The 13,120-nt window shown below is 61.6% G+C and carries 15 protein-coding genes; 4 read left to right on the top strand and 11 right to left on the bottom strand.

All coding sequences use genetic code 11. From position 1 onward, the window contains the following. Window positions 1-188 precede the first annotated feature (188 nt). On the top strand, window positions 189-1,088 hold the full coding sequence (locus NKI17_RS22035) for a LysR substrate-binding domain-containing protein (protein ID WP_023676521.1): 900 nt from the start codon (window positions 189-191) through the stop codon (window positions 1,086-1,088). A gap of 6 nt (window positions 1,089-1,094) precedes the next feature. On the opposite strand, the gene NKI17_RS22030 is transcribed toward NKI17_RS22035, so the two are convergent. The 10 genes from NKI17_RS22030 to NKI17_RS21985 form a co-directional block, all read right to left on the bottom strand. Further along, window positions 1,095-2,078, bottom strand: a complete 984-nt coding sequence (locus NKI17_RS22030; RefSeq protein ID WP_352707862.1) for an alpha/beta hydrolase — start codon at window positions 2,076-2,078, stop codon at window positions 1,095-1,097. Between the two features lie 268 nt (window positions 2,079-2,346). Next, the gene (locus NKI17_RS22025; protein ID WP_352617602.1) at window positions 2,347-2,529 is read right to left on the bottom strand and encodes a hypothetical protein; all 183 of its coding nucleotides are present in this window, start codon (window positions 2,527-2,529) and stop codon (window positions 2,347-2,349) included. Between the two features lie 186 nt (window positions 2,530-2,715). Then, window positions 2,716-4,785 carry an ASKHA domain-containing protein gene (locus NKI17_RS22020; RefSeq protein WP_023676517.1) on the bottom strand — a complete coding sequence of 690 codons (2,070 nt, stop codon included), beginning with the start codon at window positions 4,783-4,785 and terminating at the stop codon, window positions 2,716-2,718. Window positions 4,786-4,898: 113 nt separating this feature from the next. Further along, complete coding sequence (locus NKI17_RS22015) at window positions 4,899-5,873, bottom strand: methyltetrahydrofolate cobalamin methyltransferase (protein ID WP_023676516.1); 975 nt, start codon at window positions 5,871-5,873, stop codon at window positions 4,899-4,901. An 80-nt stretch (window positions 5,874-5,953) separates the two neighbouring features. Next, window positions 5,954-7,045 carry a methylenetetrahydrofolate reductase gene (locus NKI17_RS22010; RefSeq protein ID WP_023676515.1) on the bottom strand — a complete coding sequence of 364 codons (1,092 nt, stop codon included), beginning with the start codon at window positions 7,043-7,045 and terminating at the stop codon, window positions 5,954-5,956. Beyond that, complete coding sequence (locus NKI17_RS22005; RefSeq protein WP_352454616.1) at window positions 7,042-7,665, bottom strand: methylenetetrahydrofolate reductase C-terminal domain-containing protein; 624 nt, start codon at window positions 7,663-7,665, stop codon at window positions 7,042-7,044. Before NKI17_RS22005 ends, NKI17_RS22010 begins: the two co-directional genes overlap by 4 nt. After that, complete coding sequence (locus NKI17_RS22000) at window positions 7,658-7,960, bottom strand: virulence factor (RefSeq protein WP_352452105.1); 303 nt, start codon at window positions 7,958-7,960, stop codon at window positions 7,658-7,660. Before NKI17_RS22000 ends, NKI17_RS22005 begins: the two co-directional genes overlap by 8 nt. 235 nt (window positions 7,961-8,195) lie before the next feature. Then, the gene (locus NKI17_RS21995) at window positions 8,196-9,107 is read right to left on the bottom strand and encodes a fatty acid desaturase (protein ID WP_352587653.1); all 912 of its coding nucleotides are present in this window, start codon (window positions 9,105-9,107) and stop codon (window positions 8,196-8,198) included. Window positions 9,108-9,150: 43 nt separating this feature from the next. Next, window positions 9,151-9,933: a formyl transferase gene (locus NKI17_RS21990; RefSeq protein ID WP_352587656.1), complete on the bottom strand. Its 783-nt coding sequence runs from the start codon at window positions 9,931-9,933 to the stop codon at window positions 9,151-9,153. 82 nt (window positions 9,934-10,015) lie between these two features. Continuing rightward, window positions 10,016-10,591 (bottom strand): DUF4893 domain-containing protein, encoded by a 576-nt coding sequence (locus tag NKI17_RS21985; protein ID WP_023676510.1) that lies wholly within the window; start codon window positions 10,589-10,591, stop codon window positions 10,016-10,018. A 122-nt stretch (window positions 10,592-10,713) separates the two neighbouring features. Here NKI17_RS21985 and NKI17_RS21980 point away from each other — a divergent pair, with 122 nt between their 5' ends. Beyond that, window positions 10,714-11,625 (top strand): NAD-dependent epimerase/dehydratase family protein, encoded by a 912-nt coding sequence (locus NKI17_RS21980; RefSeq protein WP_352906798.1) that lies wholly within the window; start codon window positions 10,714-10,716, stop codon window positions 11,623-11,625. Between the two features lie 44 nt (window positions 11,626-11,669). After that, window positions 11,670-12,200 carry a hypothetical protein gene (locus tag NKI17_RS21975; RefSeq protein WP_156937334.1) on the top strand — a complete coding sequence of 177 codons (531 nt, stop codon included), beginning with the start codon at window positions 11,670-11,672 and terminating at the stop codon, window positions 12,198-12,200. A 15-nt stretch (window positions 12,201-12,215) separates the two neighbouring features. Here NKI17_RS21975 and NKI17_RS21970 read toward each other — a convergent pair whose 3' ends face one another. Next, a complete protein-coding gene (locus tag NKI17_RS21970; protein ID WP_023676508.1) occupies window positions 12,216-12,857 on the bottom strand; it encodes a DUF1638 domain-containing protein in 642 nt (213 codons plus the stop codon). Between the two features lie 64 nt (window positions 12,858-12,921). Here NKI17_RS21970 and NKI17_RS21965 point away from each other — a divergent pair, with 64 nt between their 5' ends. Continuing rightward, complete coding sequence (locus tag NKI17_RS21965; protein ID WP_023676507.1) at window positions 12,922-13,062, top strand: entericidin A/B family lipoprotein; 141 nt, start codon at window positions 12,922-12,924, stop codon at window positions 13,060-13,062. The last annotated feature ends 58 nt before the right edge of the window (window positions 13,063-13,120 follow it).

The following is a 13,120-nucleotide window of genomic DNA, read 5'->3' as shown; positions in this document are numbered from 1 at the left end:
CAGCGTCAGGCGGTACACCGGGTTTGTTTCAGCTTCTTTTCGTGTCGATTGCAGGTCCGTGTCATGGTTGTTTCGGGACCACTTCGATGCGTCCTGCCTTCGACGGAGTTGACTATCCTCCCAAACTGATGTTCAATCAAACGAAATGGAATGATGGTTTGCATCAGAAAAATTGAAGGCCGCTTGCCATGAACGCCCCACTCAATCATCCGCTGCCGCTGCTCGATCTCGATGTTCTGCGCACTTTCGTCGCAATCGCCGAGACCGGCAGCTTCACCACTGCGGCCAATGCGGTCTTCCGCACGCCGTCGGCCGTCTCGATGCAGATCAAGAAGCTGGAGGACATTCTCGGCCGCTCGGTGTTCGCGCGCGACGCCCGGTCGGTGACGCTGACCACCGATGGCGAGATGCTGCTCGGCTATGCGCGCCGGCTGCTGTCGATCAATCGCGAGGTGGTGTCGAAGTTCATCATTCCAGACATTGTCGGGGTGGTGCGGCTCGGCTCGCCGGACGATTACGGCGAACGTGTACTGCCGCATGTGCTGAAGCGGTTCGCGCAATCGCATCCATCGATCGCGGTCGACGTCACCATCGACCAGAGCGTCAATCTGCGCCGGCGCATGGACGACCGGGCGCTCGACATCACGTTGCTCACCAACTCCTACAAGACCAGCGCGATTGGCGCCGAAGTGCTGCTCACCGAGCCGATCGTCTGGGCCGGTGCCAAGGGCGGTTGCGCGCATCTGCGTGAGCCGCTGCCGGTCTCATTGTGGGAAGAGGGGTGTGCCTGGCGGGCAGGGGCATTGGAGGCGCTTGGCCGCGAGGGCCGCAACTACCGTATCGCCTATATGAGCGCACACACGGCCGGCCAGCGCGCCGCGATCATGGCGGATCTTGCAGTCGCGCCGCTGCCGAAATCCTTCCTCGGCAGCGACATGGTCGAGTTGTGCCCGAAGGACGGCATGCCTGACATCGGCACCTACAATCTGGCCATGGTGGTGACGCCGGACGCCAGCGCGCCGGTGAAGGCAGTCGCCGACCATATCCGCGCGACGTTTGAGATGTTCAGGGAAACTGGGAAGTTCTGAGCCAAACTACGACCTGAGCGGCGCAACCAGATCGCGAGGGGTTCCGTCGCGGTCTGCCCTTTGCAGCCACAACTCTCCTGCCTTGGCATGATAACTGTCAGTTTCGTTGGTCAAGAAGGCCACTATGCTGTCCCGCGCGCGTCGCGCCTCCGGCATGTCGATCAACGGCCAGACATGGAACATGCCTTGCTCGTGGACGACCTCAATTTCGACGCCGGCCGCGCGTGCCTTTTCCGCGAAGATCAGATTGTCGGGGGTGAGCAGATCGCGTGAACCGGTCAGCAGCAGCGTTTTGGGCAGCACCGACAGGTCGCCGTAAACCGGGCTGATGCGCCAGTCGGTGGGATCTATGCCGGCGCTGTAAAGCCGGATCGCCTCGCGGCCGCCGGCAATGCCCAGCCACGGATCGTTGCGTTCGGCCTCATACATTTCTGGGTTGGCGAGCGACACGTCGAGACCGGGCGAAATCAGCACGTGGCGTGATGGCAAGGGCAGGCCATTTTGCGCAGCCATCATCGTCAGCACGACGGCCATGTTTCCGCCGGCGGAATCGCCCATGAAGATGATATCATTCGCCCTGGTTTCGCCGAACATCTGGCGGTAGACAGCGCCGACCATACCAAACATGGCGTGGAAATCGTGTTCGGGAGCAATGGGATAGATCGGCACAGTGATACCGAACCCGAGGCGGTCGGCCATGTCGGCGATCAGCCGCCAATGATAGGGTGTGATTTCAAAGACATAAGCGCCGCCGTGCAGGTAGAGAATCCGCCTCCGCTCACCAGCCTGGGGAGCGATCTCGTAGACGGGAAAGCCGTTGATCGTGCGGGTTGTGATCTCCAGGCGTGACCGCAGCGACGCAGGCGGCTGATGGTTTTCCGTCTTGCGCGCATAGGCGATCCAGCGCTGCAGGTTCTCGGGGCTGGAAAACGCCTTCTTGCGGCTGTACCTGAGGACGAACGACACGACGTGGCTTTTGAGACTGGGCATGCAGATACACGGACTTCGGCTGAGCCGACTAAGAGAACCCCCGACTATTTCGAAGATTGTGTCGCCACCAAAAAAGTCAAGATTGATGCAATCTCAACACGGTCGTTTGATCCCAGCTGTCGACAAAGCGTCCGGCCATGAAGTCTCTGGCCTACCGGCGCAGCTCAACGCCGCGGCAGCAACGCGGCGCGCAGCCAATTGCTGGGTGCAGCCGGAGCCGCATAGCGGCTCCGGCGAATAGCGAGCAGCTTGCATTTGTCGATGAATTTCATCCGCGCTGCACGCCCCATCCGACCGAAAGCTGCCTTTCGCTCGAACGCGGCGACACCGGCCAGCCAATGTCCTTTTGGATCTCAGGCGGCAAGCTGTTGAGGATGCGCAGCGACTTGCGCGCTTCGCGTGTTTTCTTGAAGGCCGCACCATAGCGGCCGAGGCTTTCGAACATCGACATCTTGATCTCCTTGGAGCGTTGCGGTGGCCGAAAACTGTTTCCGCCTGCCGTTCGATGCCGGTTAAATGCTCCGCCTATGTATCTGGCGGATTTCACGAAAACGCGTTTTCGTTTCCAGATCGGCGCGATCTGGAAACATTTGCATACAAATGAAAATGGAAGGTCTGACCGCCTAGCGGAGGCGAGTCATCCCCGCCCGCGCCGCGCGGCGTGGCCTTCGCGCGAACGCCGCCGCGGGGCAGCGTCGCCGGCAATGCCGTCTTCGCTCACCGTCTTGCGCGGCGGCAGTTTCACCGCCGCCGACAGCTTGGGAAACGGGTCGATCTTGTTCGGGAGCGCCATGGCATAAACGAAATGTTCCTGGAATTTCGGCTCCAGCGCCGTCTCGATCTTCTCGATCTTGCTAACGGTTTCCTCGATCTCGCGGCGATAGCCACGGTTCAACAGCGCCATGCGGGCGCCGGCGCCGGCCGCATTGCCAACGGCCGAGACCTTGTCGAGGTCGCAATCCGGAATCAGGCCCAGCACCATTGCGTATTTCGGGTCGATGAACGAGCCGAATGCCCCGGCGAAGTGGATGCGGTCGACATGATCGGTGTGCTGCTTTTCCATCAAAAGCTTGGTGCCGGCATAAAGGGCGGCCTTGGCAAGCTGGATAGCGCGCACATCAGTCTGGGTGATGGTGATCTTGGGCTCGCCTTCCTTCAGCACATAGGAGAAGGTGCGGCCATTGGCGACGACGCGAGGCGAGTGGCCGCTCAGCGATCCATCGACGACGCCGTCCTCGGAGATGATGCCGGCGAGATACATCTCGGCGACCACCTCGATGATGCCGGAGCCGCAAATACCGGTGACGCCGGTCGCCTGCACGCTGTCGAGGAAGCCCGGCTCGTCGGACCAGAGTTCCGAGCCGATGACGCGGTATTTCGGTTCCAGCGTTTCAGGATCGATGCGGACGCGCTCGATGGCACCCGGTGCGGCGCGCTGGCCACCGGAGATTTCCGCACCTTCGAAGGCCGGGCCAGTTGGCGATGAGGCCGCCACGACCCGCTGGCGATTGCCGAGCACGATCTCGGCATTGGTGCCGACATCGACGATCAGCATCATCTCGTCCTGGCGGTGCGGCCCTTCCGACAGCGTCACTGCGGCAGCGTCCGCGCCGACATGGCCGGCAATGCAAGGAAGCATATAGAGCCTGGCGCCCTGGTTGAGCTTCAAACCGATATCCGATGCCTTGATGTGCACGGCGCCGGAGACGGCTAGCGCGAAGGGGGCGCCGCCGAGCTCGGTCGGATCGATGCCGAGGAACAGATGGTGCATGATCGGATTGCCGACGAACACGGAATCCAGGATGTCGTTGCGTTGGACGTTGCCTTCGGTGCAGACCTTGTCCACAAGCCCCGAAATGGCCTCGCGCACGGCGACCGTCATTCCTTCGCGGCCGTCCGGGTTCATCATCACGTACGAGACACGGCTCATCAGATCCTCGCCGAAGCGGATCTGCGGATTGGATGTGCCCGACGAGGCGGCGACGCGGCCCGACAGCAACGACACCAGATGCATGGCGATCGTGGTCGAGCCGATATCGCAGGCAAGTCCGTACGCCTCGTTCTTGAGGCCGGGCCACAAAGCGATGACCCGTGCGGTCTCGCTGTCGGTGTCCTTGTGGATGGCGGCGGTCGCGGTCCAGTTGCCTTTGCGCAAAATACCTTGCACCTGCGGCAACAGATGGAAGTCGAAATCGAGGCTCTTGAGGCCCCAGTCCTTCATCAGCGCGATCTTCAGACGGTCGAGGTCGCCGAGCGGCTTGTGCATGTCGGGTTCTTCGATCTCGACATAGCACATGCGGATTGCCGCATCGCGGGCGATGACCCTGGTGTCGGCGTCCTTGCGGATGGTCTGCGCGTTGATGACGGTGTCCTGCGGCACGTCGACGACGAGATCGCCGAGAATCTGCGCCGAGCAGGACAGCCGGCGGCGCTCGGGCAGGCCGCGTACGCGCTCGTAGCGCTCTTCCTTGGCGCCCTTGGGCGAGAGGTGATCGTTGGAGGAAACGATCTTGTGCTTGGCGAAATTGCCTTCCTGCACCTCGATCTGGCAACGCCCGCAAGTGGCACGCCCGCCGCACACGCTCTCGACATAGACACCGAGCTGGCGCGCGGCATCCAGAACCGGCGTGCCGACCGGAAACCGCCCGCGCTTGCCCGACGGCATGAACAGCACGAGCGGATCGGTGATGTTGACGGGAGAGTTCATACGTTCCAGACTTTACTTTCTACGCAGCTCGGGTCTTGGCTACGGCAGCGATGCCGCTGTGTCTCGGTTCCTCCCCAGTCCTAGGCCCCATATCGTGTCGGCCAAGACCTGGCTCAACCCCGCGCCATACGCGCTTCGCGGCCGCCGCGCCTGCGTCCGCCATTGCCATTGCCATCGCCCGGCGCGTTGACCTGCGTCCGGGCGGCAACGGCCTGGCCGCCTTCAGCAGGCTTGTAGTCCTTGTAGGTCCTGATCCAGTTGGTGCAGTTCTCGTCGGTGCCGTTCAGCACGTTGGCGCCGCGCACCGCTTCCATTTCCTGCGGCCGCACCGGGTTCATGATCGCCGAGGTCATGCCGGCGCCGATCACCATCGGGATGAAGGCGGCGTTGATGCCATGACGGTGCGGCAGGCCGAACGAGATGTTGGAGAGGCCGCAGGTGGTGTTGACCTTGAGCTCCTCGCGCAGCCGGCGTAGCAGGGCAAATACCTGGCGGCCGGCATCGCCCAGCGCGCCGATCGGCATGACCAGCGGGTCGACGACCACATCATGCGCCGGAATGCCGAAGTCGGCACAGCGCTGAACGATCTTCTTGGCGACGGCGAAGCGCACATCGGGGTCCATCGAAATACCGGTCTCGTCGTTGGAAATGGCGACGACGGGAACGTTGTATTTCTTGATCAACGGCAGGATGGCTTCGAGCTTTTCCTCCTCGCCGGTGACGGAATTGACCAGCGGCCGGCCCTTGGCGACCTTCAGCGCCGCTTCGATTGCCGCAGTCACGGAGGAGTCGATCGACAACGGCAGGTCGACCAGGCCTTGCACGATCTCCAGCGTCTGCACCAGCAGCGCCGGCTCGGTGGCGTTGGGATCGACTGCAGTGACGCCGGCATTGACGTCGAGCATGGTCGCCCCACAGGCGGCCTGCTCCAGCGCATCCTTGATGACGGTCTCAAAATTGCCGGCGATCATTTCGGCGGCCAGTTTCTTACGGCCGGTCGGGTTGATGCGCTCGCCGATCACGCAGAAGGGCTGATCGAAGCCGATGATGATTTCTCGTGTCGCCGAGGCGACGATGGTCCGGGTCATGAAATCTCTCCATCGTGATATAAAGAGTTCTTTATATCGTTATCTGTTTCTGATCAAGCGAATGCTGACGATTCGCGCTGTCAATGCGCGGTCTTGACCATGTCGACCTGGGTTTCAGTGAGGTCGTCATGCAGTATGTGGTCGAGCCGGTCGGCAACGAGCTGGTCGTCGCGGCGGATTTCGCGTTTCCACGGCCGGCGACCCTTCAGCACGCCGGATTCGTCGACGATCTCGGCGACGTATTCTTCCTGGCGGTAGGCCATCACATGGACGCCGGATACACCGGGAATTTCCTTCACCTCATTGATGATGTCGATGCAGAGCTGCTTGCCTTCCTTCTTCTGATCCTGGGCGCCTTCCAGGCGCTTGACGATCTGATCGGGAATGTGAATGCCCGGTACGTTGGAGCGGATCCATTTGGCCGTCTTGGCCGAGGCCAGCGGCCCGACGCCGCACAGGATGAAACATTTCTCGGTATAGCCGAGATCGCGGACCTTCTGCATGTAGGTGCGGAACATCGGTACGTCGAAGCAGTACTGGCTCTGCACGAACTGTGCCCCGGCGGCGATCTTCTTGCCCAGCCGATAGGGCCGGAAATCGATCGGCGGCGCGAACGGGTTGATGGCCGCGCCAAGGAAAAGCTGCGGCGGCGTCGTGAGTTTTCGGCCGGACAGGAATTTGCCGTTATCGCGCATAACGCGGCAGGTTTCGAGCAGCGACATGCAGTCGAGATCGAACACCGGCTTGGCGCCGGGCTGGTCGCCGGCCTGCACGCCGTCGCCGGTCAGGCACAGCATGTTGGCGACGCCCATCGCAGCACCCCCAAGCACGTCGCCCTGGATGGCGATGCGGTTCCGGTCGCGGCAGGCGATCTGCATGATCGGGGCATAGCCCATGCGGGTCAGCAGCGCGCAGATGCCGACCGACGACATGTGGCAGTTGGCGCCGGAAGCGTCGACGGCATTGATGGCGTCGACCCAACCGTCGAAAATCCTGGCGCGGTTGTAGACGTCTTCCGGATCGGCGCTGTCAGGCGGATTGAGCTCGGTCGTCACTGCGAACTCGCCGCGCCTGAGGACGCGTTCCAGCCGGCCACGCGAGGTGTGGCCGGGCAGGGGATCGAGCGGCAAATGGATGCCGGCCGGATTCTCGTCTGGCTGACGGCCGATCATGCCGACGCTCCGGTCTTCGTAGTATTCCGGGCCGCATTGCGGGCGGCCGCGGCCTGCGCGGTGACCCGCAGCCACGCGGAGGTTTCGCGCAAGGACTGATCCACCGGCTTCTGCACTTCCAAAATCTTGTCGCCATGCACCATGTTCCGCGAACCTTCCCAGGCTTTGACCCAGACGCAAGGCATGTCAGGCTCGACCTCGCAATTGCCGTTGGCGCGGACACCGCCGCAAGGGCCGTTGCGCAATTGCTTGGGGCAGTTCATTGGGCACGACATGCCGGTCGAGGAAAGGATGCACTGGCCGCACATGCGGCAGTCGAACATGAAACCCTTGACGCGCTTTTCGACGAATTTCACAGGCCCTTCGACACGGCTGTAGCCGATGCCCTTCCACAGCGGATGGAGGAGCAGGAACATGTCGGCGAATTTGCCATAGAACCATTCGAGCAGCCGCGAATGCCGCACAGACCAAAGGCGCACCGCGAAAGAGCGCTGCACACGCCGCTGTGGCGACACGTCGGCCGGCTTGTAGTCGGATTTCGGCGCCGCCTTCTTGACGATGGTCGCCTGGGTCACGCCGGCTTGAGCCGTCGTCGCCGGCATTGATTGGGGATCAGACATTTTCTTTGCCCCCCGCCTTGACCAGAGCGACCAGCCGCTCACGGTCGTATTTCGCATCAAGTTCCTGAAGAGCCTTCTCGGCCTCGGCTTCAAGATCGTCACTGACCGGGAGGGGTTCTGCCTTGCGCCATTCGGCAAGATAGTCGTCGGTGCCGCCAGCGCCGGTGCGCATGGCGCACATGTCGATCGCCTCGGTGAAGCGCAGCGGCAGTTCGCGCTTGGCGTTCTGCCGGCCCTTCTTGACGATGACCTGGGCGGGGATGTCGCGCCAGTAGACGACGATCAGATCGGCCATAATTTCCTGCTCCTGCAGAGCGCCGTGCGTCCAATCGGACGCACAAACGATGCTCTACCATTTAACTCCGCTGCATCGTGCTCTCCGAAGATCGATTCCGATCTTTTGGCCAATGCAGTGGTTTCGAGCATTGCCGGAAGCGCTGTTGGGCTGCTTGTTATGGGACGACGCGGGGGCCTTCAAAAGCGACGCAATCGACGGCCGCGGTTGAAAGCGGAGTTTCTTCCAGCACTGGTCAGCCGGCGCGGCCATCGTAGCTGCCGACCAGCTTCCTGTGGAAGCGCACGTAACCTCGTTCGGTCGTGCGTAAATGCTCCGCGACGATGTCATGGAAGCGCGGCAGGCGGTGGAAGGGAACGGCCGGATAGGAATGGTGCTCGGAATGGTACGGCATGTTCCAAGCCACGAAGCGCACCAGCCTTGTGGTGAAGGTGGTGCGGGTGTTCTCGAGCATGTTGGCGACATGCGGGCACAACGCGTGCTCGGCCAGCAGGTAGGCACGCAAAAACGGCTGTCCGACCAGCACCGGCAAGATCCAGACCCACAACAGCAGCGCCGACTGCGCGGCGAGCGATGCGGCCAGCAATGCCGCATGGCCGATCAGGAACAGCCGTGCTTCGGCAACCACCTTGCCGCGGCCCTTTTCCGGCACAAAGCCGTCGCGGTTGCGGCCCGCCGCATTGGTTGCGATCACACGGCCCATGGCGATCCAATAGGGGCCGCCTGACAGATAGCGCAGATATTGGCTGATGGTCTCCGGCTTCGGGGCCATCAGTTCGGGGTCGTTGTCCGGGTCGTGCGTATGGCGGTGATGGGCGAAATGGAAATAGCGGAACCATTCCGGCGGCAGCAGGATCAGGAAGCCGGCCACGGCGGCAACAGCGCGATTGAGCCACGCCGTCCTGAACGCCGTTTCATGGATGGTCTCGTGCAACAGCGTGAAGAAGAAGACGATCAGGATTCCCTGCGGCAAGACGAGCAGCGGCCAGAACGGGATGCGGGCGGCGATCAGCGCGCCTAGCAGGATAACCAGCCCGGCATGGACCGCCAGCCGGACAATGCCTGGCCGGTCAACCCTGGCGGTGAGGTCGCGACGGTCCTCGACCGAAAGGCCGGCAATGATGGTGCGGTGGTCGATGTCGCTCATGATGCAATGTTAGTGGCGGGTGGCTGTCCGGTAAATCGGCGCGTCACCAGACGCCGTTCCTTATCCCCGTCCAGAGATAAAACCATACCGTCGGATGATACCATTGTTTCGAAGGCAGGCCGGGATCCACCGTGCCGACCTTGCCGGCCAGCGCATCCCTGACCGCTTCGACGCAGATGTCGCGCGAGAAGGCCGCCTGCCGCAACGCGTAGCTTGAAATTGTGTCGCCCGGCTGCGGTTTGCCACGCGTCTGCCGCAGCACGCCGCCAGTGTCGACGCCGGCGTCGACCAGATGTACGGTGGTGCCGAAGTTCTCCGCATCGCCTGAAGCCAGCGCCCAGTAGCCGCCGTTCATGCCGCGATATTTCGGGGCGATGCCGGCGTGGTAGTTGAGGACCGGGCAAGGGATTTTCGCCAGCGTCTGCCGCGACAGCAAGCGGCAGCCGGCGAGCAGCACCACACCCGGCTGGATTTCCGCGATCGCCTGCAGGCACTCCGGCGCGTTGGCCGACGAGACATAAATGATCTTTTGCCCAGGCTTCGGTTCGGTTTGCAGCTTCTGCCCGGCGGCAAGCCGTGCTGCGTGGCCGGCGAAGAAGCGCTTGCCGAGGCGCGTCAGCACCATCGTGCCGAGTTGACCGATGGCCGAGGTCCAGCCTTGCCGCCGCGCCCGCGCGAGAAGCAATTGCTTTTTGGATTCAGGAGCTTCGAGGATGACGCTGACCGGGCCGAGTTGATCGGCGACGGCGTTGACGATCGCCCAGATATGCGGGCCGCCTTCGGTGACGACGACGATCGGCCGTTGGTTTGTTTTCGACAGTGCCATGCTCTGCGACCCCCCCCCGCAAAGAACCTGTTCTTTGCGCGCGAATGCTAGGCTGACCGGGTTAACCCCTGGTGATCGGGGCTCAGCGCTTGAATTCGAGGATATCGAGCTTCGATTCGTAATAGGGCGCCGGGAACTCGATGCGCCATTCACTGGCGCTGTTGCGGAAGGCATAGCCGACCTGATCGCTTTCCGGGCCGCTGCCGTAGGGCTTTGCCGGATCGTCGTTGACGTGGAAGGAACCGAGATAGATCGCGCGTTTCTCGCCATCGTCGAAGAAGCGGCCCTTGGTGCGCTGCGAGCCGGTGATCTTTTCCAGTCTCCAGCCGGAGCCGTCGTCACTCACCTTGCATTTGAACCAGCCATAGATGACGAGCGGGCTCAATCCGCCGGCCTTGATGGTGCGGCATTGCCATTTGCCGGTCAGGTCCCTGTCAGAGAAGGGAACCAGCGGCTTTGCCAGCAAAGCGTCGAGCTGCTTGACCTCGGCGGGATCGCCGGCCTTCGCCTCGTCAAGCGCTGCCTTGCGCGTCTCGCCATATTTGTTGAGCCGCGCCTTGTCGGCAGCCGTTATCAGCTTCTGCACCTCGCCATCGGCCAACGCGGGCATGGTCAAGCAGAGGACAGTTGCTGCGGCAAACATGAGGCGAGCGATCATCGGTGGCGTTTCCCTTTTGTTGGCTGGAGCAGGCTGTTTTCTTGTCTGGCGCATACCTTAATGTTTCGCCGCGTTCTGTCATCCGTGCCTGAGCATCGACAGCAGAAACGAGGTGCAAAAGAATGCGGATCTTGCTGACGGGATCGTCCGGTTGGCTGGGCAGCGCCTTGGCGCCGCGCCTGCGGGCTCTTGGTCATGACGTCACCGGCCTCGATCCCGTCCCATCCTCGGAAACGCGAATCGTCGGCTCAGTCGCCGATCGCGACCTGGTCATGAGGGCGGTCGAGGAGAACCGCATCGAGGCCATCATCCATAGCGGCGCGCTGCACAAGCCTGACATCGAACGTCATCGCAACGAGGATTTCGTCGAGACGAATGTGCGCGGCACGCTCAACCTGCTCGATGCGGCAGCAGCTTTTGGCGTTCAGCGCTTGGTGTTTACGTCGACGACATCGCTGATGATTTCCGAGTCCATACGCACCGGCTTCACCGGCGGGGCGCGCAAGGCGGCATGGCTGACGGAAGACATGTCGCCTGAACCGCGCAACATCTATGGCGTCACCAAGCTTTCAGCCGAACAGCTCTGCCGGCTCTATCATTTGCAGTTCGGCCTGCCGGTGATCGTGTTGCGCACCGCCCGGTTTTTTCCCGAGGCGGACGACATGGCGCACGTGATCGAACAGTCGGATGCCAACACCAAGGCCAATGAGCTGTTGTTCCGCCGGCTGACGGTGGAGGACGCAGCCGACGCCCACATCGCTGCCCTGGAGAAAGCGCCGCAATTGGGCTTCGACACTTTCATCATCTCGGCACCGACGCCTTTCCAGCCCGAAGATTGCGCGGCCTTGATCGCCGACGCGCCGTCGGTCGTCGCGCGCTATTTTCCGGATTATCCGGCACTCTACACGAAGAAAGGCTGGACGATGTTTTCGTCGATCGACCGGGTCTACGATGCGTCGCGGGCGAGGAAGCGGCTGGGTTTCGTCTGCAAGACGAGCTTTGCCGATGTGCTTGCCGCCCTGGCGATCGAATAGAAGCGCGGCTATCATCGCAAAACGTTTGCGCGGGGAGGTGCATGTTGGGGGTGACGATCCATTTTGAGGGACAGCTGCGCGAAGACGAGCACTACGCTGTGCTATTGCGGGAAGTGGAGGCGTTTGCTGTCACTCGAGGCTGGCCGTTTCGGAAAATAGACGAAGCCGAAATGGTTCTCCATCGGGTCGTTGATGAACGCAGCGTGGACTATCTCGGCCCGGTTATAGGAATAGAGCTTCTGCCGCATCCCAAGTCGGAGCCCCTTCGGTTCGAGTTCGACAGGCACCTCTTCATGCAGCAATTTTGTAAGACCCAGTTTGCCGGGTCGGACGCGCATATCGAAATCATCGAGCTGCTCCGCAAAGTTGCTCCTCTTTTCGACAAGCTCGATGTCTTTGATGAAGGCGAGTACTGGGAACTGGGCGACTCCTCAATTCTGCAAGTCAACCTCGACACCGTCGAAGCCCTGATTGCAGAGGCGTTGCGCAAGGATCCAACTGCAAGGGGACCGATCCGGTTAGAAAACGGCCGCGTTGTCGATTTCGTGTCGGATCCGCAACCGGCGAGCAAATAATCCGAAGCGGGGCGTCTAACGGACGTCCTCCGGATGTGAGGCCACCCGCTTAAGTTCGCCCGTCAGGTCACCATAGCCGGTCGAGCGCCGCTCATAAGCGAGGCCGAGCATTTTCGCCGCCTTTTCGGCGACCTTGTCGAGTTCCGGGTCGTCGGTCTGGGCGATATAGATCAGCTTCTCGTAATTGCCGAAATAGTCCTTGATCAGCTCCGGGTGCTTGTCCAGACCGAGCGGCTTCATGAAGAAGGCATCGAATTGCCGGCAGAGGAAATCGGTCATGTAGAACGACATCATGTCGTCATCGGCGACCTTCGCATAGGCATCCATGCCCTGGTAGAAGGCAAAGCAATGCGGCCCGGCCATACGCTCGACGCCGTGCTTCTCGCAGATCCGGTCGAGCAGGCCACCCGTGCCGCAATCGGCATAGCCGACGAATATGTGTCTGTAGCCGTCGGTCTTGGCCTTCTCGATAGCCTTGTCCATGGCCGGCGCGATGCGGTCCGGATAGAAATGGAACTCCGCCGGCAAGCAGGTCAGGTCGAGATGGTCGAGCCCGAGCTGCTCCTTGACCGCCAAAACTTCGCGCGCAATCATCCCGCAGGCGATGACGAGCAGCCTGTCGCCTTGATCGGATTGTTGTTTTCGCGCGGTAGTCATGGAACCAGTCTAATCCATCTTCGTTGCTGTCCAGCGAATTTATATCCTGAGGGAGACACCATTCATGAAATTGTTCCGCGTCGCGCCAATCGCTATTCTCGCCTGCGCCTTGGCTGTTTCGGCCTGCGCCAACACGGTGCGCGGCGTCGGTAAGGATATCAAATCCACTGCGAAGGCTGTTGACGATACCGTCAAGAAACCCTGATCCGCACGGCTCTAAATATTTGGGAATAAAAAAGCCGCACTGCAAGGCGCGGCTTTTC

Origin of the sequence: Mesorhizobium sp. M0816, assembly GCF_040320005.1 — a bacterium.
Taxonomy (GTDB): Bacteria; Pseudomonadota; Alphaproteobacteria; order Rhizobiales; family Rhizobiaceae; genus Mesorhizobium.
Note: the sequence above shows the minus strand (reverse complement) of the source record. Positions and strands in the feature narration are given on the sequence as shown.